Origin of the sequence: Prevotella sp. P5-92 (assembly GCF_002251245.1) — a bacterium.
Taxonomy (GTDB): domain Bacteria; phylum Bacteroidota; class Bacteroidia; order Bacteroidales; family Bacteroidaceae; genus Prevotella.
Window position 1 is genome coordinate 117,463 of record NZ_NPJG01000125.1, and the last position, 23,899, is coordinate 141,361.

The window sequence follows — 23,899 nt, forward strand, 5'->3', positions numbered from 1 at the left end:
AGCAAGTATAGTACAAATAATGTAGAGTGTAGAGTGCTTCGCAAAGTAGTGTTAATACGACGAAAAGGATACGTCTGGACCGGTTAAGCATAACGTCTCCTCCGACTCTGTCATTAGTATGACAGGCGACCTTCGTAGTTATGACAGGCGACCTTCGTAGTTATGACAGGCGACCTTCGTAGTTATGACAGGCGACCTTCGTAAGGTGACAGTCGGCAATGCAGACGCTATAAATTAAACTTCAAAGCGAGAGTGGGATTGACATATATCGACTTGTCGCTGCCGTCGGTGGAATAGATGAAGTTGTGAGACACTTCCACTTCAGTACCGATGGACACAGCCTTGCTTATGTTGTACCACAGCTGCGGCTCGGTCATGAAGGCGAGACCCTTTTTCTGTCCGTCGGCATCCCACTTGGGGATAAAGCCGTTCCACAGGTCGGCATATCCTGAGAAAGTCCATTTGCCCTGGGCTAATGTCAGTCCCCACACTCCCGTGAGTTGGAAGCCAGCAAGGGCTTTCTTCTCGCCGCTCTTCAGCGTCTGACGATATAGCAGCTGCACACTCCACGTTTTGGAGAAGTCGGCTGAATGGCCGTTATATGCTGGACCAGCGAGAATGGCATTCTGGAACGAGCCATAGAGGTTCAGTCCACCGTCGAACTCCACGTGTGCCGCAAAGGGCGACTGACTGCCGAGCGAGAACTCACGACTCACCTCGGTATAGGCGCCGCTGGCTCCGTCGTTGCGGAGGTCGAGGTCAACAAAGTAAAACCACGAACCAAGCTTGTCGGCTTTGAACGTCTCGTAGGTGACGGTGACTTTCTGTCGGTCGGCCTCTGCCGACGAGTAAAGATGTCGGCCGAAGTCGTAGTGAAGTTGAATGTTTTGCGACTTTGCTTCTGTCGAAGCGACTACAAGCAGTGCGATCACTGCAATTTTTAAGTATTTTCTAAGCATATTGTATTTTGATTTATTGCCATTATTATTAAAAAGGAGTGCAAATTTAGTCAAAATCATCCAATTATCCAAACTTTTCGCAATATTATCGTCATTATTTTTAATTCTGAATTGCTGCACAAACCAATAGCAATCATATTTTTTTCGATATGAACCATTATGAACTTGCGGAATTGAAATAGTTGCCGTATCTTTGGGTCACCAGTAAAAGTGTGTGGATTAGGCATAGATCTTCATTAGTCTGAAGAGAAAGAACTTACGGTCAATGATACCTCTGAGTTGTGCTCTGAAATGCTTGATCTTTGCATTGAGGGATTCTGCTGATGCATTGGTAGAGCGATTGACAAAATAGTTAAAGATCTCATCCTCACGGTCGTACATGGCGGCAGCAATATCATTGAACGCTTTGTTGCCGAACTCACCGACCTTCGAGTACCATGAATGCAGGCAGACAGCACCTTGCTCCTTAGTACACCTCTGAGAGAAAATCATTCACCTTTCTTCTCGACACGTACAGTCTTCAAGTCAAACCAGTCAAGCATGTGGGCTGGCAATAGGCATTCCGCTAAGAGTCTATACTGTTCCATTTTGTTCTAACGTTTACTCTATAAACGTACACCTACTTGCTTTTATTGTGCTATGCTATCCACACGCTTTTGCAAGTGACCCCAATTTTCACTGATGAAAAAAATTACTTAGTAAAGACTCTGACATCGGAATTTGTCTCAAGGCGGCTTTCAAGGGAGTCATCGAGAGCGACAAAGAGATCAAAACCAGTGATGGCCTCTATCTCATCGACCGACATTGCTGCGGTATTATAACTCTGCTGGCTCTCATCGTTGAGAAAATAGAAAGCGACGGCTTTCTCATGGCCTTTGCGCAAGGAAAGAACAGCCTTGAAGAAGGCATCAGGAACATGTACGACATGGTCGATGCCTATACGCTCACGCCGCTTACCTTTTTTATATATAGGCCCACAAACGATATACAGACGGCCCTCTTTCTTCGCCCAGTCACGGCACCGTTTCTCTAAGCCATTCCACGCGCCACTATTCAACGCGCCCGTCTGAGGACACATGTTCGACATATAAAAGCAATCGTGCATGGCTTGCTCGCTCCATTTCATATCGCCCGCCGGACACATGTGACCACGGTCATAACCAGACTCCTTATAGTCGTAATACTCTACACGACAAGACGTGGGTACCTTGGGATCGGCCCAAAACTTACTCGAGCGCGGCACCGTGCCATCAGTGTGACTCGCCGTAAGACACCATGCCGACCAGTTGGGAGTATTGCGACTCTTGTTGTAGGATAGGGTAAAGCCCGTGTGACGTATTATAAGTTCGCCGTCTTTCGTGGCAGGAAGTTCGTATTCCGGAACAGAGATAGGTTCTGATAAACGGGAAGATTCTGATTCACTGGAAGATTCTTGTACACGAGAACTATCTGATTTAAGAGAAGATTCTTGTACACGAGAATAATCTGATACAGGCACTGTCTCGGTAGCCGAAACAGTGCCGTTGTTTTTAGCCGAATGACCATTACATCCTACTAAGAGGAGGCTGAGAAACCAAAGAAATAGTAAGTTGTTCACCCTATTGTATTTTCAGGAATCGTGAGAATCCAGTCATGTCAAACACCTTCTTTATCTGAGGCTTGACGCCGGTGAGCGTCATATCGCCCTTTCTCGCAGACACCATTTTTTGTGCTTTTAGGACCACTCTCAAACCGCTACTGCTGATATAGTCGAGCGAATTGCAGTCAAGGACGATGTTTACGCCCTGCTCGGCGAGTATTGGATTGATTTCCTTCTCAAACTCTCCAGCGTTGATAGTGTCGATTCTTGCTCCGGTGACGATGGTCGCGAGGTCACCTTCTCTTTTTATTTCTACCATAATGATAAATAAATTATTAATGTTATTAAATATTCTTTTTCAATGTAAGTATATTCTTTCCGTCAAGGCGCTGATAAGTCACTTCGTTCATGATGTTTCTCACGATAAAGATGCCTAACCCGCCTATCTGCCTGTCTTCGGCGTCGAGCGTGACATCAGCTTCCTCTACCTTTGTCGGGTCAAACTCCTCACCTTTATCGGTGATGGTAAAGACGAGCGTGCCTCCGTCGAGCTGCGCAGTAATGGTAATATCCTCGCCCATTTTTTGCGGATAGGCATAAAGAATGACGTTGCTCACCACCTCTTCCAACGCAAGGTTGAGGTTCATTGTTGTTTCAGGATCAAGGTTTGACTCCTCTGCAACCTGTTCGATGAAGATGGCGAGTCTTTCCAGTTCCGCCACTTCGTTTTTGATAACGAGTACCTTTTTCATATACGTTAGGATTTAAGTTTTCCGTTTACTGATGATGTTGTGTATGTCATATCTCCTCTTCGGAAGACGCTATCTGACGTTTTGCCAACTTGTAGAACAATCCCTGCCGCGACATCAGCTGGTCATAAGTGCCTTGCTCCTTTATCTCGCCATGATCGAGCACGATGATGCGCGAGCAATGACGTATGGTGCTCAGGCGATGAGCAACTACAATGCGAGTACAAGCGAGTTTGTCCAACTGCTCAGCAATCTGCTTCTGGCTAATGTTGTCAAGAGCACTGGTAGCCTCGTCCATGAGAAGGATGGATGGCTGCGCTATGAGGGCTCGTGCTATGAGTATGCGCTGCTTCTGTCCGCCGCTGAAACCAGAGTTTCCCTCGCTCACCACTGTGTGCATCTGCATGGGCATCTGACGTATGTCGTCGGCTATGCCTGCCATCTCTGCAGCCCGCCACGCATCGTCGATGGTACTTCCTGGTGCGGTGATGGTGATATTGCTGAAGATGTCGCCAGAAAAGAGTGAGCCGTTTTGGAGGCAAGAACCGACAAGACGTCTGAGACTCGTCCTGTCGCACTTAGAGAGATCGTAGTTGTCATAGAACACACCGCCTGCCTGAGGATGTTCGAAACCTAAGAGCAGGCGTAATAGCGTACTCTTTCCGCAACCCGATGGTCCTACAATGGCCACATATTCTCCGGGCTCTACCTTGAGGTTGAAATGCTGGAAGAGCCATGGACCTGTATTATTATAGCGGAACGAGACGTCGCTCACTTCTATAGCACCGCTCAGATAATCCACCATAGGCGCATCGGGCTGATATTCAGGCACACTGTCGAGCACGGGCTCGGCTATCTTCAGTAGCGGACTGACCTGTGCAAGATTAGGAATGATGCCAACGAGGGCCTGAAGTGCCGAGGCTATCATGCCGTATGCCACCGAAAACGCGATAAAGTCCGACACGCTCACCTTCTCCCTTATGGCAAACCACCACAAGACTCCAATGCCGGCTATATGGCAAAAGGCGATGAGCGCCGGCATTACCTTCACCACTACAGAAGGGTTATAACTGATATGGGCGCAGTGGCGGTAGAGATTGAGCCACTTGGTGTATGCCCGTGTCTCTGAGCCGGTAAGTTTGATCTTCTGTATGCCTGAGAAGATATTGTATTCCATACCGTCGAGCATCGCCTTGTGTTCGATAAGTTCACGTTCCTCGTTGTGCATCTGCACGGCATAGACCACGAGCAATGACACCTGCACAAAGAGCAGCAGCATCGACACGAGCATTAAGTCTTTGGCATAGAAGAAAATCTGGAGAACATAGACCATGGAGAACATAAGTGTGATAACGGCACCGAGGATGGCATTATTTGCCAGGTCGCAGAGCTGGCGTATAGAGGTGACCCGGTTGGTGATCTCGCCAGAAGAGTATTTCCAGAAAAACGACGTGTCGAGCGTGAATATACGTGCCATCACCGCATGCTGGAGGGTGACGGAGAGCACATCCTTAACCCTAATTACGAGCTTGTTCCTCATCACCTCCATCATGGCACATCCCACAACTACACCACCGAAAAGGGCTGCCACGGGATATAGGTCGCTCATGATACCGTTAGGGATGACATTATTGAAGATCTCCTTGTTGATAAACGGCACAAACATGCCTATAAGACTTGCAAAGAAGGCTGTAAGGATCACAGCAAAGGCCGCAGACCAAGGCATATTGGCGATGGCAAAGAGCAACAGTTCCCTGCCTTTCAACCGTCTGGGGGGAAGTGCATAAAAAAAGTCAAGGGCGTCGCTCTTTACTTGACGCATTAGTTCGGCATCGACTTTTCTCACTATACCATTTTGGTCGATACACTTATATCCAAACACCCATCGTCGGGGCACGAAGAGCAGCATGTTGCCTTCACAATCCTGTCCAAGCTTTGGCCCGATGGCACGATGCCACCAATCGCCATCTAACGTGATGCGACGCTGCATGATGCCCCGCGGACGGAGTATGCGCTCGAGCTGTTCGTCGGGAGTGAAGATACCGTCATCATCAAGATGGTAGTCGCTCACTTTGAGATATTCGAGCAGACGGTGCAACACACGATTATCCGAGCCCATGGAATTCCCGAAGTCGAGCTTGAACCCCATGTCTCTTGCCGTATCCCCAAACACTTCCCTAAGTGTCTGTTTCTCACGGTCGAGTCTTTTGCTGATCTGGTCGTCAAATATCATTTGTCATTAGTTCCTTATATATTCCATTTAGCGCCATGAGATGGTCATGAGTGCCGCGTTCGGCTATCTGACCATGATCCATGACGATGATCTCGTCACAATCGCGAACGGTGCTGAGACGATGGGCGATGATGACAGTAGAGGCGCCGCACTGGCGTATGTTCTGCATAACATCGCGTTCCATCTCAGTATCGAGGGCACTGGTAGCTTCATCCATGACAAGCAGTACCGGTTCACGTGCCAATGCCGTGGCTATCTCCATGCGCTGACGTTGTCCGCCAGAGAAGTTGCCTCCTCCTTTGACAAGGCGCGTGTTGAAACCTCTGGGTCGTGAGATGATGTCATTGCGTATTCCGGCGTCCATACATGCCATAGTCATCGTGAAGTCTTCAATGGAGTGATCCCACATCTTGAGATTCTCGGCAATAGTATCATCAAAAAGTACTATGTTTTGGTCGATGACTGCCACCGAACTAACAAACTCTTCGTGGCTTATCTCACTGCGGTGACGCCCGTCAAAGAGGATATCACCACTCCAAGGATCGTATAGTCCAGAGATGAGTTTTGCAATGGTGCTCTTACCACAACCTGAAGTACCAACGATAGCCACGCTCTTGCCTGGCTGAAGAGTAAGCGAAAAGTCTTTTATCAGTGGTGGTGCAGTGGGAGAATAACCAAAGCAGACGTTGCTCATCTCAAGTTTGCCACCCATCTTAGCTTCTGTCGGGGGTACTGAGGGACGTGTCTCAGTAGGATATGCCATAATATCGTCTATTCGTTCCATCTGCGAGCGCAGTTCGATGACGGTGGTAGAGCCTTGCATAAGCCCCATAGCAGGCCGCATAAACTCTGCCATAAATCCCTCAAAAGCCATGAGCATGCCAATGCTGAACTCTCCCTTAATGATGAGGGCAGCACCCAATATGAGGACCATGGCGTTGGCGAGATGACCGAAGACATATGGCGAGAACGAGCGTGCCTCGAACGCCACCTCCTGATTGTTGCGCTTGGCAAAATAGCCTGCCCAGAACTCAAAGAAGCCGCGCTCAGCACCTGCTGCTTTTATACTTTCTATATTATCCACGCACGACATGGTGATACCATAGAACTTACCTTCTGTCTGTTCCAAGGCACGTGAGAGGTTGTTGCGTAACTCTGCCTCCTTTCTCACCACGTGAATGTTGAGTGTCACTACACATATACCCATCATAGTGAGCAAAATGCTGTAACGTGCCATAACTAAAATGTATATCACCAAGAGAGCCACATTGACGGCATAGGGGGCAAGTATCCGGACCAGCGTGGTGGTGATGGTCTCGTTAAGCGACTGTCGCTGCACGATATCACCCACATAACGCTGAGAGAAAAATTCCATAGGGAGGTTGAGGGCATGCCATAGGAAGCGTGTGTTGCCCTTGAGTGACATACTTCCAGAGAAGCGCCGCCCATAAATATTGTCAAGCAGGGCAAGCATGAAATGGAATATCACGAGGGCTCCCATTCCCACGAAAAAGGGCAATGTCCACTCGTCGTTCTTACCAGTGATGATGCTATCGAGAAAGACTTGTGAGAAAAGCGGATAGAGCATGCCGGCAAATGCCAGAAGCACTCCCATGATAAGGGTGAACATAAACGCGTCGCCAACACCTCTGATATTCTCGTGTATATAGTGGAAAATGCTTGTCCGATGACCTTGCGGTTTGAACAGTGGTGTGGGACGTGCATGTATGGCTACGCCGGTATAAGCCTTCTCGAACTCTTTCATCGTCACGGCAATGCTGCCAACGGCGGGATCGTTGACATATGCCATGCCGCCGGCAAAGCCTTTAAAAACGACAAAGTGGTTGTGGTTCCAATGGATGATAGCGGGAGCAAGTGAGGGTAGATGAGCAATATCGGCTTGGTAGCCATGTGCGTCAAGGTCGTGACGGCGGGCAGCGAGGATGATGCTACGGCCATTGCTCCCATCGCGCGATATGCCGCAATCAGTGCGTAGCTGTTCGAGCGACAGCCACTTGCCATAGTAAGCCAATATCATAGACAGTGCAGCGGCTCCGCATTCCACAGCATCCAACTGCACCACTACGGGCACTTTCTTAACCTTGTCTTTGACCTTATTCATGTATATCTTCCTTTTCTCCAGTTGTGGTTAATATCTGAAAAGCATCTTATATATGGGCTTGCGTTCGGTTATGATCTGAACGTTGCAGAAACTCATCCGTCCGAGATGTATGTCGCTACTCTGCTTTCGCGACCATTGCAGCCGGGTACTGTCATTGTCGGCTACGTCAGCCACAAGCTTCACCTCATACGCCGTACCTGCTGGGAAGATATTATCCACAAAATTCTTAACTACTGACATCCGCTCGGCATAATCCTGACGCACGGGAAACAGATTGACCTCTGTGATGTGACCCTTGACATAACCATAATCTTCTCGATGGAGATCGACGGGCGTGATCTGCACCTCCTGCCCTACCCTAAGTTTCCTCAGGTCTTTATAGTCAACAAAGGTGATGAGTTCACGGCTATAGGCATTTCTCTTCTCAGAAACGATCTCTGCCAGTGTCTCATAAGCACGGAAGGTCTCATCGGGCTCCTTAGTGCTAATGAGTATGCCGCCCACTGAGGCGCGTACAGTGTCGATGCCATCGTTTATCCTTACCGAGAGTATAGGTTCTCCCTTTGCCAAAAACGTTCCCTTCGGAGCGAAGATCTGTTCTACCTGCCCATCGCTGGGAGCCGACTGCTTAGTGGGCTTATTGTGGGCAAAAACAACTGCAACTGACTGCACGTGCTCAGTCACCGTGCCGAACGCCACCCACAGCATTACGACGACACAGCATACCACCATCGCCATCTGCATGATGTATAGCGGTGGCGTGGTCACTTTTACATAATCAGTTATCTGTCCTGGATTTTCAAGCGTGTCAAGTGATTCTTTTCTGAATATACTCATCCTCCAGTTATTTTTTGCAGTTCTACAAGTGTCATCTCTCTCAAGCCATCCTCTTCTTTAATGGCTGCGGCTGAGAAGTCTTTGTCTTCGCCACTCCTCGAGTCGAGCTTGTTTGCGATGCTTTTTATGATTCTCTCTGTTAGTTTTCCCATATCTTCTACTTTGTTTTGAGGAAATGATGGACGGAAACAGTCTTGCTCCCTTGCTATTGTTATGCAAAGGTAAATAAAAATATGGAAATGACATGATTTTGCACCGTTTTTTTTTCATAACAAGCAAAAATCATCAAAAAATCGAGCCAACTCGCTCTATTTTGCAGAAAAAAAAGTGACTTGATGCGATGATTCTGATTTTTTTTCGTACATTTGCACTCGAGAAACTTTACTTATACCGATATTTTCAAAACAAGAAATCATGGCTTATACATTACATGACATTGCCGACAAGTTGCAACGCGATCTGATATCGAAGATAGCCAAAAGCGGACTGATGTTCCGTCTCTTCTGTCGAGTGAAAACCATCGAGTCAATAAGACACAAGATGGGAAATAAGGGATACCTTTACCTCAGCGGGAAGACAAAGATGCAAGACATCATCGGACTGCGCATCGTAGTCTATTTTCCCGACGATATCGAGGTGCTCTCAACATACTTCGGTTGTGGCGAGGTGGTGAAGGAGAGTATCGACACGCCTGACGACTCCACCTTCCGACCTAAGAGACTGAACATCACGCGGCGACTACCCGATGATTACGAGACCGACTTCAGGGCAGCCTTGCCAAAAGAATATGCCGATATAATAGACTCTACCTACGAGATCCAAATAAGAACAGTGTTCTCTGAGGGATGGCATGAGGTGGAACATGACCTTAGATACAAGTGTAAGAACGACTGGAAAGGCTATGAGACCCAGTCGCGAACGCTCAATGGCATCATAGCAACACTCGAGACGGCAGAATGGACCATGAAGTCGCTATTCCAAGAAATGGCAGAGGAAAACTTCCAAAGGGGTAACTACGTATCGATGGTCCGCAACAAGATGCGCATACGATTAAAATCTGAGGATTTCTCGCCTACCATAGCTCAGTATGTGAGGTCCCACGAGAATACCATGCGCAGCTTTCTCTCGTGCGAGCGTATGGTGGTTATCTTAGCACTCATCATCCACAACCAGTCCATTCCTCTCACCTACGACAACATTCTCTTCATAGTCAACCGAATTGAGATAAACGACGCGGAACTGCAATCGCTCGAGGACAGTGCCACTGCCGCTGTCATCGATAGTTGGCTGGAAAGTTGAATCTTCGTTGAAATAATAAGAAATAATATTTGATATACTTCTAGTCTTTGGTTTCTCTTATCTGAATCACATATGCTTAAACCTATTGTCGGATTTTGTCTCCGGTTTCATCAAGAGAAACAATGGACTTTAGTAAATCACAGAAATCATCAACTACAAATAAAGAGATAATATATGGAATATATGTCAGAAGAAGGCTATAACAAGATATTAGCCGAATTAAAACAATTGGAGAGCGTAGAACTGCCTCGTGTGCGTGAAGCTATCGCTGAGGCACGAGCACAAGGCGACCTCAGCGAAAACTTCGAATATCATGCCGCGAAACGCGAACAGGGACGCATACTCAGTCGCATACGGTTCAAACAACGGGTGCTCGAGCATGCACGCATCATTGACCGCACCCTGCTAGGCAGCGATACCATCGGACTACTCTCGAAGGTAGAGATGACCAATGTCGCCAACCAAATGAAAATGACATACACGATTGTCAATCCTCACGAGGCAAACATCCTCGAAGGGAAAATATCCATAAAATCGCCCATAGCCAAGGCACTCACAGGCAAAAAGACTGGAGACACCGTCACCGTACAGGTTCCCGCTGGCACGCTTCAGCTACGAATCGACAATATTACATTAGGATAGACTTATCACCTCTTTGGCCTTGTCTATAAGCCATTCGCGTTGTTGATCAAGAGACATGTTGCTGTTGTCGAGCAATATGGCGTCGTTTGCCATCTTAAGAGGAGACACTGAACGGTGGGAATCAATATAATCTCGCTCCTTTACATTGCTTAGTATTTCCTCGTAATCGGCACGTCCTTCCTTCTCAAGAAGTTCCAGATAACGACGTTGAGCACGTACTTCTGGAGACGCTGTGACAAAAATCTTCAATTCGGCATCGGGGAAAACGGTGGTACCAATGTCGCGGCCATCCATTACTATTCCCTTCTTTCTGCCCATGGCTTGTTGCTGCTCTACAAGACGTTGACGCACATAAGGTTGTTTGGCGACATTGCTGACTCGCTCTGACACACTCATAGAACGAATCTCTTTTTCCACGTTGCGACCATTGAGAACAGCTAACACCTTGCCCGACAGTTCGTCACGGCAAAATGATATCTTTATCTCGTCGATACGTTGTTCGAGAGCGTCAGAGTCGAGAGACTTTCCTGAAAACATACCATTCTCTATAGCATAGAGGGTAACACAACGATACATTGCACCTGTATCTACATAAATATAACCCAACGCGTTAGCAAGTTCCTTTGCCATTGTACTTTTTCCACACGACGAATAACCGTCGATGGCGATAATAATCTTGTTCATAGTTTATATTCTAATGTTTTATTATTTTTTTATTTAGTATTGTTATGTGAATAATTTAGGTCATTGCCACGACACTAAAGTTACAACTGATAACTCAGGTTGAAATTAAGCGACGAGGTTGATACGTGATATTTGCCGTATGCCACCTGAAACTTGAAACGTTCGAGTTGGACACCACCACCAAACGACAATCCTGCACCATGGCTACTCTCACCTTCACTGTCTGTAATTTTCATTTCATCTGCACGACGGAAATTATATCCTCCTGCAAGATAGAAATTGGGCGAGAGAATGAGATCAGCTCCGACAACAAAATGATTTGCGAAACGCCCATGCCAGTCATTAAGGTGCGTCATGGTAAGCGAAAAACGCAAAGGAGAACGATAAAGTTGCTTTGTTACTCCCACTTGTATATCTACGGGCATTCTCTCAAAATCATCTTGATACGCCTTAAGCTGTCCTCCCAAATTCTTTGCGACCGCCGACACAGACCATTTGTTTTCCTCGTCATAGTAGTTTATGCCAAGATCGATTCCTGCTGCAATTGAATTGTAACCAGCAAGTGTCGAGGTTATAAACTTCGCAGAAATACCACCTGAAATTTTATCTGACAAATTGTATGTATAAGCTCCGCAGAGCATGATATCTTTTGCTGACACATCACCTAATATTTCTCCCTCTACCGATACTTGCTTCATACTGCCATAATCAAGATACTGAGCACCAAAAAATAAAGTAGAGAGCTTGCGAAGAGCCTTAATAAATGAAGCACTCGCCATCTTCGCGCCTTCCATATATGTCAAGTAGTTTAGATTTATTGTCTTGTCTGACACATTGGCGGTAAGAGCTGGATTATGAAAACCCAGCGAAGCGTCATCATCGGTTATCGTGATGTTGTCGCCACCCAAAGCAGAAGCATGCGCACTCACGGGGAGGCGCAAAAAATTGAATGTTGTTTCGCTCTCTTGTGCACACATAATAGATGCAGAAAGGCCAAAAAGGGTGGTGAAAAATAATTTTTTCGTCATTTTAATACATTTTGGCTGCAAAGATAATGCTTTTTTCAAAAATATGAGCTATTTTTGTAGCCACAAATAAAAGAAAAACGTTTTTTTGACGTTAAAAGGAGTTAATATACGAGAAAACGCTCCATAATAGTATATTTATCGCAAGAATAATGGAAATAAAAAAGTATCCAAAAGCCAACCTTGAAAGAAAATGGCACATGAGGTTCGTGTTCTCATTGGTTGTTGTCGTGATCGTATTCTTCATCGTTCTTTGGTTTCCATACGGAGACTGGACAACGGAGATTGACGATAACGACGAGCCATTGGAGGAGTTTGAACTGAACCAGATAAAACGCGAGGAACAACGCATCTCACTCGCACTGAAACAGCAACCAAAGGAAGCCGCACAAGAAATAAAAGTTGTTGACAAATTAGAAGAAATAAACACTATGGAACTTCCCGAGGAGAAAAGGGAGCAAGAAGATGAAAACCTAATGCTTTCTGATAGCGAAAAGGAGAAACAGAAAGAAGACCCAAATCTATTCGCAGAGGCAGACAACGCTCTAGACAACAATCCTCTCAACTTCCGCGTAGTTGAAGATCTACCACAATTCCCTGATGGTCCGCTTGCATTGATGAAATGGCTCACCGACAACCTTAAATATCCAGCATCAGCTCAACGCAAAAAAATTCAGGGGAAGGTGGTTGTTCAGTTTATTGTTACGGCTGACGGCAGTATCACCGACCTGAAACTTGCCAAACGACTAGAAGCGACATGCGACCAAGAGGCGATGAGGGTGATGAGGATGATGCCTAAATGGAAACCTGGACTGCAAGACGGTAAGCCTTGTCGTACTATGGTTAGTATTCCTATTGTATTCAAGCTTTAAACAGAAGGTGAAAAAGCAATAAACAAAACAAGAAATTGTAAAATAATAATATGTATAATATGAGAACATCAGACGAACTTTTAAAGATGGTAAACGACTATATAGAAGACGCTACCATCACACGTCAGCCAACGTCGCTGTACGACCCAATAAAGTATGTTTTGTCAATAGGTGGAAAAAGGATTAGACCGGTATTGCTCCTGCTGACATACAACATGTATAGAGACGATATAGAAAGGGTGATGCCAACTGCCGTGGGACTGGAAACTTACCATAACTACACACTGCTACACGACGATCTCATGGACAAAGCCGACATGAGACGCGGCATGCCTACAGTACATCGGAAATGGGATGACAACACGGCAATTCTCTCAGGCGACTCCATGCTCGTCGTTGCTTTTCAGCGCGTGGCGCAATGTCCTGCTGAAAACCTGCAAGATATACTTTCACTATTTACCATGACGGCTCTCGAAATTGGAGAGGGGCAACAGTATGACATGGATTTTGAAAACAGAATGGATGTGACGGAGGACGAATATATTGAAATGATTAGACTCAAAACTAGCGTCCTCCTCGCATGCGCGGTGAAAATGGGAGCAATCATGGCAGGAGCATCAGACAAAGATGCGAAAAACCTTTATGCCTTCGGCGAAAAACTTGGACTTGCATTCCAATTACAAGATGACCTACTCGACGTGTACGGCGACCCGAAGGTGTTTGGAAAAGCAATAGGCGGTGACATCACGTCAAACAAAAAGACTTATATGCTCATCAATGCCATATTACGAGCCAACAACGAACAACGAGAAGAACTCATAAAATGGATTACTACTGATAATTTTGACAAAGAAGAGAAAATCAAGGCGGTAACAAAACTCTATAACAAAATAGGAATACGGCAACTCTGCGAAAAGAAAATCAACGATTATTTTGCCGAAGCACTCACCTATCTCGAAAAAGTGAATGTGCCTGAAGAAAAGAAAACCGCATTACAACGTTTCACCGACCAAATGATGCATAGAGAGAACTAATGCCTTACCGACGTTTGCCAAAAACCGATGCCACAAGGCTGAAAGCATTAACAGCAGTGCTTGATAATAAAGACATCTACACGGTACGAAACCGTGTGGTAGATTGGTCTGTACTCAACAGATGTCGTCCAGCTTACGACAAACTCTTTACAGCACTCGAACAATATAAGATTAGGCTGACAGCACAGAAACGCGTCAGTAAAAAATTGTGCATACTGCAGCACAACGCCACAATGTATGTAAGTCACTTTATACAAGTGCTATATCTTGCCATTGAACGCGGAGAGATAAAACGTGAGCTAAAGCCACTTTATGGCATTGACGAAAACGAGACAAGCGTACCGCCACTGAAAAATGCCGAACAGCTTATAAGCGTAGGCAAACAAATCGTAGAAGGCGAGAAAAATCGAATAAAACGAGGCGGACTGCCAATATACAACCCTACAATAGGCAAGGTGGCCACACATCTTGAGATCTTTGCAGAAGCCTATAAGGAACAGCAGATAAAGATGGAGATGACTGATAAGGCACTCGCTAATATCCAGGCTCTTAGGGCAGATACCGACGAGATAATTCTCGACCTTTGGAACCAAATCGAGGCTTACTACGCATCTCTACCACCCGAGGAACGCTTTAACGCTTGCAGAAAATTAGGTATAATTTATTATTATAGAAGACATGAACCACATGATTATTGACACTCATATACATCTCGACGGAGAGGAATTTGCCGCTGACCTCGATGAGGTTGTTGCAAGAGCTAAGCAGGCAGGTGTTGGAAAGATGTTATTGCCAGCCATTGACGCAAACACGACAGATGCCGTAGAGACATTGTCCAACCGACTCAAAGGTTATGCCTACCCTATGATTGGACTTCACCCCGAAGAGGTGCGCAACGATTGGCGCGAGGTACTCGGTCTTCTCAGGCCACGAGTTGGAGCACCTTTTGTGGCTATAGGAGAAGTGGGACTCGACTTCTACTGGAGCCGCGAATACGAACAAGAGCAGATGGAGGCGTTTGAAGAGCAGGTAAAATGGTCCATTGAGACTCGGTTGCCGCTGATGATTCATTGCCGCAAGGCACAGAATGAGATGGTGACAATAATGAGACGGTATAAAAACGACTTGCCAGGAGGAGTGTTTCACTGTTTTACAGGCAACGAAATAGAGGCCGCACAATTGCTTGATTTCAGAAATTTTGTAATTGGCATCGGCGGCGTTCTCACTTTCAAAAAGTCAAACCTCCCAAGAGTACTTCCGACGATTCCGCTTTCGCGCATTGTGCTCGAGACCGACGCCCCTTATATGGCACCAGTACCCATGAGGGGGAAAAGAAATGAGAGTAGTTTCCTCGGATATGTGGTGGAGAAAATGGCGGAGGTTTATCAAATTGATCCAAAAGAGGTAAGACAACAAACTACAGCCAATGCATGTAGGGTATTTAGAATAGACTTGACTGACTAATGGGTCTGCATTTCGTTTTGTGTTTTTTCCTTGGCTGAATATCTGATTTTCAACGCATTGACACTACGCAGTGCCTGTTTAATATCAGTGATAGTACCCATCTTCACACGTTTGTCGGCTTTAATATCTATTATCATCTGACCAGCATCATCCTCTGAGATATGCTCGCGCTCGCTTATGACGAAAGAGGCGATATCATCAATGGTAGCAATTTTGTCATTCAGTTGAATGACATAACCGTCGCTTTTTGTATTGCCGAAATTATCAATCGGATAACCCACATAAATATATAAGGTGGATGCCTTTCGTGTGAGACGTTCGAGTTTTGTTCCGTCGGGAGTATCTAACTTTACACGCATCTCGTCGTGTCTTAGATGCGTGACGATGAGAAAGAAAAAGAGCACCGTAAAGATTAGATCGGGCAGCGAGGCAGTATTGAGCAACGGCATCTCTCGATTATTCTTCTTAAACATACTCATGGTTTGCCTCCTTTCATGGTTTTGCCAGCAGCTGAAACCATTTCTGCCTTATTGGAGGTAGATGGAACGACAGTTTCTGTATTGTTGTTGTCTAAATGAGTGTCAATCTGTTCGGATATGCGTTGGGGAATGGCTTTCTGGGCCAACTCTTGATCTTCTGCTGAGCACCTGCTAAACGGACGATTAAAGTACTTGTAGCAATAAGTGTCGCGCAGATTACGATAGATATCGACTATGGTGTTTTGGACGAAGAAATAGCGGTCGTAGCTGCTGGCACGGTCTGCATGAATAGAGACAATATTTTTCTTTGGCAACTTCATGATGAAGTCTTTCACAATCATTGATAATGAATCATCAGGCATCTGACGTCCGTCGATGGTAATGATGTCATCGGCCGAGATATCAATCTCGATAACATGCTCGCGTTCAACGTCCATCACCTCCTGTTGATCTTCATGAGGCATAGGAGGAAGTTGACGCACAAGACCGTAGTCGGTGTCGAGTGATGTGGTCACGAGAAAGAAAATGAGCAGAATAAACGATATGTCGGCAGTCGATGTTGTATTGAGTGCCGACGTGCGTCGTTTCTTTTTTCTGAATCTTATCTCTCGCATACTAATAATTAATTTCAATTTATTCTCGCCCCAAGAGTCTATTTCATCATCTTTCGAGCCAAACCTGACATACTCACCAGGACAACTGTCACGGCAAGGAACAACATTATATAGATAAATAAGATGACAACATCGGTAAACAAGGGAGCATTAAACTGAGGATCGTCAAAAAATGGTGTATCGAACCCTACGAGCCAAAAAGCGCTGAAGACGATGACCGTAACGGTCACAAGTACGATAAGTACTATGCGCGAGAGGCGAGAGGGATGCATTTGTAATATTTTCATTATCTTGTCTCCTTATATTTTGTGATGGCATCAAGAAGCGTAATGGCCGACTCCTCCATCTGTGATGTTATATGTTCTATCTTCGAAAGAATATAGTTATAGAATAGCTGAAGTACAACTGCTACAATTATACCAAAAATGGTGGTGATAAGAGCTACCTTCATGCCCGAGGCAACAATCGTAGCGCTTATGTCGCCTGCCTGCTGAATATTGTCGAACGACATCACCATTCCTATCACAGTTCCAAGGAATCCAAGCGACGGAGCTATCTGTATGAAGAGGTTAATCCAGGTGCAACCTCGCTCAAGGTTGGCAGTCTGTACTGTTCCATACGATACGATGCTACGTTCTATATTGTCTATCGTCTCATTTATTCTGATTAGTCCTTGTATGCAAATAGAGGCTACCGGTCCACGAGTATTGCGGCACAACTCCTTGGCACCCTCAATATCGTCATTAGCGATAAGCGTGTCTAGCTCAGACATGAATTTCTTGGCGTTAATCTCCGACAATGTTAGATAGACAATTCGCTCAATACAGAATGCAAGACCTAACACGAGAGCTAAAGCGACAAGGGACATAAAACCAGCGTTGCCTTCAATAAACTTCTGTTTCAGTTGCTTGTGCAGTCCTGCAGTCTCCTCGACCTCAAGTACATCTTCACCAAGCGTTTCATCAGTGACAGTAGTTGCTGCAGCGGAGTCCACAGCAGACGAAGCACCTGCTCCAAAAACAGTTGATGCTGTATCCCCAGCAGACTTAGTTCCAACTACAGCATTTGTTTCGGTAGCTATCGCAACTGCATTAGAATAAAGTTGTAATGAATTAGTCATTTGAGCATTTACCGACGAGCAAACGACAGACAAGACAAGCATGATAAGAATAATCAATTTCTTCATTTTGAAACCAATCTTTGATTTGCGGAAAGGACGGGATTCGAACCCGTGATACGCTTTTGACGTATACACGCTTTCCAGGCGTGCCTCTTCAACCACTCGAGCACCTTTCCTTTATTTCGGGATGCAAAGGTAATACTATATTTCCGTAAAACAAGCATTCCCCTATTCTTTTTAATTTTTTTTATAGAATAGAGGAATACCTGCTTACCTAAATACCCCAAACCTTATAAAAATCCGAATATATCCAAATATTTAGGAAAGTTTGAACTCTCTTGTATCATTGGAGTGATTCTGGAAAACCAAGAATTATTTTTTTAATACTGGTTCGCAAGTTAGATTTACCCCCAGCTTCTTGAATATCTTCCTATCTACCTCACTGAGCATCACGGTGCAATGTACTTGACAGCCACGCAACTTTGGGAGTTGTTGGAGAGCACTGCGGCAATTCTCGTCTTTCTCTGACAACACAGAGAGAGCCACAAGCACCTCGTCGGTATGAAGACGAGGATTGTGGCCACCAAGATAGTTAATCTTTGTGTGCTGTATAGGCTCTATCATTGACTGCGGTATGAGTTTTTTCTCATGATCGATGCCAGCAAGATGTTTCATAACATTAAGCAAAAGTGCTGCACTACAACCGAGCAACGGACTGGAATGACCCGTGATAATTGTACCATCGTCAAGTTCTATCGCCGACGAAGTGTGTCCGGACTTCTTCAGACAAATTTTAGCAGCTGTTGTGGTGCGACGGAAGTCGGTGTTGATCTTTGCTTGGTTAAACAGCATCTGTATCTTGCTTATCTCCGCCTCGTTACATGCTCCTCTTGCCATCTTGTTAGTGGCATCGTAATATCGACGGATAATCTCGTTTTTCGATGCATCGCAACACACGCTGTCATCGCTGATACAGAATCCCACCATGTTGACACCCATGTCTGTTGGCGACTTGTACGGATTATTGCCATAAATGCCTTCAAAAAGTGCATTTAGGACAGGATAAATCTCGATGTCGCGATTGTAGTTTATGGCTATCTTGTTGTATGCGTCGAGATGGAATGGGTCGATCATGTTCACATCGTTGAGGTCGGCGGTTGCTGCTTCGTAGGCAATGTTTACAGGATGCTTCAGAGGCAAATTCCACACCGGGAAGGTCTCGAACTTAGCGTACCCTGCCCGTATGCCACGTTTATTCTCATTATAAAGCTGACTGAGACAAACCGCCATTTTACCGCTACCAGGGCCAGGCGCAGTGACAATGACAAGGGGGCGTTCGGTCTCCACATAATCGTTTTTCCCGAATCCCTCATCAGAGGCTATGAGCGCCACATTGTGTGGATAGCCCTCGATGAGATAATGACAATAGGTCTTTATATCATCACGTTCAAGACGCTGCTTAAAGGCTATGGCAGCAGGCTGACCGTTATAATGTGTGATAACTACCGAACCGACCATAAACCCACGATTCTGGAATTCTCCGCGAAGACGGAGCACGTCCTCGTCATAAGTGATTCCGAGATCAGCGCGTTTTTTATTTTTCTCTATATCGGCTGCACTAATGACGATAACAATCTCGATGCTATCGCTAATTTTCTGAAACATGCGCAGCTTGCTGTCGGGCTGAAATCCCGGAAGCACACGGCTGGCGTGATGATCGTCGAAGAGCTTTCCTCCCAGTTCGAGGTACAACTTGCCATCGAACTGGGAGATTCGCTCTTTGATATGTTCAGACTGAATGGTCTGATACTTCTCGTTGTCAAATCCTATTTTCATTGTTTTTGCAAAATTTGGTGCAAAATTACAATAAAAAATCGGTATAAAGGAATAAATGAGAAGTTTTTTTTATTTTACTTCCACTGTGAGGCTTTTACACCTTCAATGATACCGTCATAAGCAGGCTGATTGAAAATAGTTTTATTTGAGCGGTCGAGGATTGTCATTGTACCCTTAGTACCACCACGGTTGGTGTAGTTGATGTCCCATGCCATTGGTATCACACCATTGTTGATTGACTGAGTAGTAACCTCCTTAAACCATGCTTTCACTGAATTGTCGTGAATAGCCTGCTCATCTCCAATCTCGCGCCACTGGGCACTATACTCACCCAAAATAACAGGCACACCGTTGGCATAGAATTTCTTGTTAAGACTCTCTATAAGAGGCTTAATGGAGTCCTCGTCCTTGTTGTATGTGGTATTATGACTTGAACCTATATTGCCCTTACCCCAGAACCATGTTGCTCCATCGTCTTCCTGACCTGCGAAGCTCCATGGGTTATAGAAGTGCACCTCAACCATCAAGCGCTTTTCAGCGGCATCAGTAGGCAGAGTGAAGGCATCCTTTGTGGCAAGTGTGATATCGGTTGACGGCCCCTGAACAACAAGTGTTCTCTGTGCGTTGTTACCACCGGTAGCGCGCACTGCATCCACAAATGCCTGATTGTAGGTCAGAAGTATCGGTGTGAGTTCGGCATCCTTACCATTAAAGAGATTATAATTTTGGAAAGGCTCGTTCAAACCAGCGAAGAGCAGGTGCTCATCATAGTTTTGGAAGGCATTGGCAATCTGTGTCCAAAGTGTCTTGAGCATTGTTGACTTCTCGCTGATAATGGTTTCGTCAACCTTAGAATACTTATCTGCAGTCTTAGAGAATCCCTCTACCTCAATCCAACCACCATCATAGTGGTCGTTGAGCACCACATATAGACCAGCATTCATACAGTAGTCAACAACCTCTTTCACGCGCTCCAACCATGCGGCATCGATTTTGCCATTGGTAGAGTGGATATACCATGAACAAGGAATACGTACCGACTTAAAGCCCTTTGCCTTAACAAAGTCGATAACCTCCTGTGTCGTTTTGGTATTCTGCCATGCTGTCTCGGCTGCAACACCATCGCCCGAAGCCTCAAGAGTGTTACCGAGGTTCCATCCGGGATACATCTCTGCGGCAATCTCCTTGGCAGTACGGAAGGTGTAAGTCTCCTCTGGCTTTACTATCTTTCCAACCTGAGTCACTACAATGCGGTCAAAGGCACCGTCCAGGTTGGCAAGGATAGTGCCTTGGCGCTCCTCACCGGTGTTCTTTGCACATATTACAGAGAAAGAAGATGATTTCTTGTCACCTGATATACGGGCTACAGAAATCCAGTCTGCTTCAGAGCGCACGAATGCCGTGCCGCCCTGAACAGTGAATACTGCGTCGCCACCATCCACACCGAAAGCGAGTTCGGTGGGAGTGATGTTGAGCGTACCTTTGCTGTCTGCCAATGGATTGGGGTTACTGTCGTCGCTACATGCCGACAACATCACTGCGCTCATGGCAAAGAGCATCAGAAATAATGATGATATTTTTTTCATACTTTCTTAATTTTCTAATTTATAATACAAGAATTACCAAGGTTTTGCAAACAGCTCGGTAGAGAAGTTACCAATGGTGTATTTACATGACTTCTGGTAGCCGAGTGAAAGCACGCAGTTGTTGCCTTCCACCACTGTCGCTCCGTCGAATGCAGGGTTTGCAGCAGTGCCACTACCCCAAATATTGTGGAGTTCAACACGGAAGTTTCCGTTATCCTCAAGGTCACCATAGAGAACCTTGGAAGCATCAAACGGAACATTCACTCCGTCGTTGACTACCGACTTTAACTCAGCAGAGAAGCCAGAGAAGTATTTGCGGATGTCCACGATATCCACAAGACAGACAGCACCATTGGCAGCTGGGCCATCACAATCAGCATCCACGTCGAGAAGCATACTAAAATCGGAAGTGGAAGCGAGTTTATACTGGAAGTTTTCCTTCACCACTTTTACTGCTCCAGGATTCTCCTTGCCCCAGTTACCATGCATTTTAAATTCTGGCTCAAGTCCTACGGCGGTCTGCTTGGCAGTGAACTCGAGGTTGGTGTCGAGAGAAACAATTGTGAATTTCACCTCGAAGGTAGAGTTGAAGGCAAGGGCTGTCTCCTCGGTGGTCTCGCCACCTCCGGGATGGAACGGAGTGTCCTTCAATCCATTCCAGGCATCGTTATGTCCGAAGCCCCAGATGTTTGCAATCTCGACGCGATACTTGCCATTGTTCTCAATGTCACCATAATAGAACTTGTTTGCATCAAATGGAATAACTTTGCCATCAGCCTTAAGGGTGTCAATCTTGACGAAAGCATTGGGATAGGCAGCTGCGAAGCCCTCGATATCAAGAACATATACCTGTCCGTAAGCGCGAGGCTCGGCTGTGTTGAATGTAACAGTGTATGTACCTGTCTGTCCACCTGCCACTGTCACTGTAGCTCCAGCCCAAGCGTCGGAAGGCTCACCGCCTCCGGGCTTCTGGCCATAGCAATTCAGCGTAGCCTTATATCCATACTTCTCCAACTGCGGAACCATGTTGATACTCAACAGACAAGCATCCTGTGAAGGATCAGTGCGCATCACAGCCAACTGCAATGACTTGTCGGTGAGTGAGAGTATCTTGATGTTATTCTTCAAGTCGTCTGTATATCCAGGACCAAAGTTGGCAGGAGCAAGACAGTTGGCACCTTCGAGGGTGATGGTCTTATTTGCCTCATCCACGGTGTATGTACCTTCCTCTATTGTTTCCTTACCATCGGCATCCACATGCTTCACAACTACAGTTCCATCTTCATTGAAGGTGATAGAACCTTGGCAGTTGGCAGCACTTCCACCTACAGCCCATGTGTTGCCGGCAAAATCGGCATCCCAGCACCAAGAGTCGCCTACGACAGGTTCGCCATTTGTCACTGTACGCCATGAGTCGTCAGTTCCATAGAAGTATGAAGGGCCATGGAATACTTGATACTCACCATCGAGGGTAAGGTCGATTTCCCATGTCTTGCAGAGCAAGGACTTGTCAAACGGTATGTTCTTTGCCACTGATACAGGACGAACGGCAAGTGCCTGATATACAGGAGTAGTAGAACGGGCATTGCCACCCTGATTGAAAAGGTAGCTCATGGCAAACTGCGGGTCGGTGGCATTTATTGAACCAGAGAGATAGCGACCTTCGGTACCTATGCTTGCCGTAGTACCCTGAGTGCGCGAACCGGCAGCAGGCATAAAGATAGAGTTGCCGTTAGGACCAGTGAACTGATATCCACCCACTCCTTCTTTTTCTATCCATTCAACCTTGCAACAACGGAAGAGTTCCTCATATTCAGCAATAGTAGGAATAGTAGTCTTGCCATCAGTAACCTTGTTGGCAATATCCTGTGCTGACTTATAAATATCGCTTGAAGCATAGTCCTCGGGATTGATGCTGGTGTTGTAACCAGTGAGATCACCGAAACCTACAAGAGCTCCCAGCTCAGTCTCTGAGTTTGCACCGATGTTACACTTTGCCCACTTGGTAGAAAGACCGAGGTCAACGAGGTCGTTGTCAACATCAAATTCCTTAGCGGGAGTGGTGAATTCCTTGGTCTCACCATATACTACACCCTGACCGAGGTCAAGATAAGCAGCATAATAATATGTTGTTGCAGGAACAAGACCGAGAGCATCAATACTGTAATCAGTACCAAGAACACCAGGGATGCGCACACCGGCACGAACACGCTCGTCACCAGGAACACCCGACACAACGATACCCACCTCAGCATTTGCAGGCAACTGCTGAATCTGTCCTGACAGTTTCACACTGTTGGCAGTCAGATCCTGATAATCACCTGTCACAGCCTTCGAGTCGGTGAGTGTGAGGCTGCTCACTTCTCCCTTGTATGTCACCTTACCCTGAAGAGTGACAAAGGCCTGATAGTAATATACCGTTCCCGGCATACCCGAGATAGAGACTTCGAACGATGTGCTGGAAGGAGCCACCACACGTTCCGAGAGATTGTCCTGAGACAAACCATAGTAGAATCCTGTCACGTATGCACTTGTTGCCTGTCCGTCAAGACCAGCAACTGTACCATGCAAAGTGGCAGAGGTGGATGTCACGTCAGCAGAGCCAGTGACTACCGAACCGTCCTTCAGCAGCGGGGTGGTGTTAATCCCGTAGTCAACGTCGTCGCTACATGCCGTAAAGCAGAAGCCGAGGACGAACGCCATTATACTAAATAATATTTTATTTTTCATTTTATCTTCTTGTTTAAGAATTTACATTTTTAATT

Annotated in this window: 23 protein-coding genes and 1 tRNA gene; 6 read left to right on the forward strand and 18 right to left on the reverse strand. The window is 46.0% G+C overall.

Annotated elements, in window-relative coordinates:
* Positions 1-227: 227 nt before the first annotated feature.
* The 9 genes from CIK99_RS13335 to CIK99_RS15460 form a co-directional block, all read right to left on the reverse strand.
* Positions 228-959 carry a DUF5020 family protein gene (locus tag CIK99_RS13335; RefSeq protein ID WP_094382063.1) on the reverse strand — a complete coding sequence of 244 codons (732 nt, stop codon included), beginning with the start codon at positions 957-959 and terminating at the stop codon, positions 228-230.
* Between the two features lie 219 nt (positions 960-1,178).
* Complete coding sequence (locus tag CIK99_RS13340) at positions 1,179-1,451, reverse strand: transposase (protein ID WP_254047812.1); 273 nt, start codon at positions 1,449-1,451, stop codon at positions 1,179-1,181.
* A 199-nt stretch (positions 1,452-1,650) separates the two neighbouring features.
* A complete protein-coding gene (locus CIK99_RS13345) occupies positions 1,651-2,556 on the reverse strand; it encodes a DNA/RNA non-specific endonuclease (protein ID WP_094381982.1) in 906 nt (301 codons plus the stop codon).
* Between the two features lies 1 nt (position 2,557).
* Complete coding sequence (locus CIK99_RS13350) at positions 2,558-2,857, reverse strand: STAS domain-containing protein (protein ID WP_094381983.1); 300 nt, start codon at positions 2,855-2,857, stop codon at positions 2,558-2,560.
* A 25-nt stretch (positions 2,858-2,882) separates the two neighbouring features.
* Positions 2,883-3,290, reverse strand: coding sequence for an ATP-binding protein (locus CIK99_RS13355; protein ID WP_094381984.1), 408 nt, complete (start codon positions 3,288-3,290; stop codon positions 2,883-2,885).
* 46 nt (positions 3,291-3,336) lie between these two features.
* Entirely contained in the window at positions 3,337-5,520 is a 2,184-nt protein-coding gene (locus CIK99_RS13360) for an ATP-binding cassette domain-containing protein (protein ID WP_094381985.1), read from the reverse strand.
* Positions 5,510-7,642, reverse strand: a complete 2,133-nt coding sequence (locus tag CIK99_RS13365) for a cysteine peptidase family C39 domain-containing protein (protein ID WP_094381986.1) — start codon at positions 7,640-7,642, stop codon at positions 5,510-5,512. The genes CIK99_RS13360 and CIK99_RS13365 overlap by 11 nt, the downstream gene beginning before the upstream one ends.
* 27 nt (positions 7,643-7,669) lie before the next feature.
* Positions 7,670-8,479, reverse strand: a complete 810-nt coding sequence (locus tag CIK99_RS13370; RefSeq protein WP_094381987.1) for a hypothetical protein — start codon at positions 8,477-8,479, stop codon at positions 7,670-7,672.
* On the reverse strand, positions 8,476-8,631 hold the full coding sequence (locus tag CIK99_RS15460) for a hypothetical protein (protein ID WP_158215990.1): 156 nt from the start codon (positions 8,629-8,631) through the stop codon (positions 8,476-8,478). The genes CIK99_RS13370 and CIK99_RS15460 overlap by 4 nt, the downstream gene beginning before the upstream one ends.
* Positions 8,632-8,893: 262 nt before the next feature.
* On the opposite strand from CIK99_RS15460, the gene CIK99_RS13375 reads away from it, so the two are divergent.
* Entirely contained in the window at positions 8,894-9,778 is an 885-nt protein-coding gene (locus tag CIK99_RS13375; protein ID WP_094381988.1) for a hypothetical protein, read from the forward strand.
* Positions 9,779-9,952: 174 nt separating this feature from the next.
* Positions 9,953-10,420, forward strand: a complete 468-nt coding sequence (greA, locus tag CIK99_RS13380) for a transcription elongation factor GreA (RefSeq protein ID WP_094381989.1) — start codon at positions 9,953-9,955, stop codon at positions 10,418-10,420.
* On the opposite strand, the gene cmk is transcribed toward greA, so the two are convergent.
* The gene (cmk, locus tag CIK99_RS13385; protein WP_094381990.1) at positions 10,412-11,104 is read right to left on the reverse strand and encodes a (d)CMP kinase; all 693 of its coding nucleotides are present in this window, start codon (positions 11,102-11,104) and stop codon (positions 10,412-10,414) included. The genes greA and cmk overlap by 9 nt on opposite strands.
* Before the next feature lie 80 nt (positions 11,105-11,184).
* Complete coding sequence (gene porQ, locus CIK99_RS13390; protein WP_094381991.1) at positions 11,185-12,132, reverse strand: type IX secretion system protein PorQ; 948 nt, start codon at positions 12,130-12,132, stop codon at positions 11,185-11,187.
* A 149-nt stretch (positions 12,133-12,281) separates the two neighbouring features.
* Here porQ and CIK99_RS13395 point away from each other — a divergent pair, with 149 nt between their 5' ends.
* Genes CIK99_RS13395 through CIK99_RS13410 form a run of 4 tightly spaced genes read left to right on the forward strand, consistent with a single transcriptional unit; the run spans position 12,282 to position 15,499 of the window.
* Positions 12,282-13,001 carry an energy transducer TonB gene (locus tag CIK99_RS13395; RefSeq protein WP_094381992.1) on the forward strand — a complete coding sequence of 240 codons (720 nt, stop codon included), beginning with the start codon at positions 12,282-12,284 and terminating at the stop codon, positions 12,999-13,001.
* Between the two features lie 59 nt (positions 13,002-13,060).
* Positions 13,061-14,035 (forward strand): polyprenyl synthetase family protein, encoded by a 975-nt coding sequence (locus CIK99_RS13400; protein WP_094382064.1) that lies wholly within the window; start codon positions 13,061-13,063, stop codon positions 14,033-14,035.
* Positions 14,035-14,733, forward strand: a complete 699-nt coding sequence (locus tag CIK99_RS13405; RefSeq protein ID WP_094381993.1) for a hypothetical protein — start codon at positions 14,035-14,037, stop codon at positions 14,731-14,733. Before CIK99_RS13400 ends, CIK99_RS13405 begins: the two co-directional genes overlap by 1 nt.
* Positions 14,723-15,499 carry a TatD family hydrolase gene (locus tag CIK99_RS13410; protein ID WP_094381994.1) on the forward strand — a complete coding sequence of 259 codons (777 nt, stop codon included), beginning with the start codon at positions 14,723-14,725 and terminating at the stop codon, positions 15,497-15,499. Before CIK99_RS13405 ends, CIK99_RS13410 begins: the two co-directional genes overlap by 11 nt.
* Here the strand turns inward: CIK99_RS13410 and CIK99_RS13415 are convergent.
* The 7 genes from CIK99_RS13415 to CIK99_RS13450 form a co-directional block, all read right to left on the reverse strand.
* Positions 15,496-15,972 carry a biopolymer transporter ExbD gene (locus CIK99_RS13415; RefSeq protein ID WP_254047813.1) on the reverse strand — a complete coding sequence of 159 codons (477 nt, stop codon included), beginning with the start codon at positions 15,970-15,972 and terminating at the stop codon, positions 15,496-15,498. The genes CIK99_RS13410 and CIK99_RS13415 overlap by 4 nt on opposite strands.
* Positions 15,973-15,974: 2 nt before the next feature.
* On the reverse strand, positions 15,975-16,592 hold the full coding sequence (locus CIK99_RS13420; RefSeq protein ID WP_094381996.1) for a biopolymer transporter ExbD: 618 nt from the start codon (positions 16,590-16,592) through the stop codon (positions 15,975-15,977).
* Between the two features lie 286 nt (positions 16,593-16,878).
* On the reverse strand, positions 16,879-17,778 hold the full coding sequence (locus tag CIK99_RS13430; protein WP_254047814.1) for a MotA/TolQ/ExbB proton channel family protein: 900 nt from the start codon (positions 17,776-17,778) through the stop codon (positions 16,879-16,881).
* A 22-nt stretch (positions 17,779-17,800) separates the two neighbouring features.
* A tRNA-Ser gene (locus tag CIK99_RS13435) sits at positions 17,801-17,888 on the reverse strand.
* Positions 17,889-18,084: 196 nt separating this feature from the next.
* A complete protein-coding gene (locus tag CIK99_RS13440) occupies positions 18,085-19,548 on the reverse strand; it encodes a DUF1846 domain-containing protein (protein ID WP_094381998.1) in 1,464 nt (487 codons plus the stop codon).
* A 74-nt stretch (positions 19,549-19,622) separates the two neighbouring features.
* A complete protein-coding gene (locus CIK99_RS13445) occupies positions 19,623-21,134 on the reverse strand; it encodes a cellulase family glycosylhydrolase (RefSeq protein ID WP_094381999.1) in 1,512 nt (503 codons plus the stop codon).
* A gap of 33 nt (positions 21,135-21,167) precedes the next feature.
* The gene (locus CIK99_RS13450; protein ID WP_144008006.1) at positions 21,168-23,864 is read right to left on the reverse strand and encodes a lipocalin family protein; all 2,697 of its coding nucleotides are present in this window, start codon (positions 23,862-23,864) and stop codon (positions 21,168-21,170) included.
* Positions 23,865-23,899: the final 35 nt, after the last annotated feature.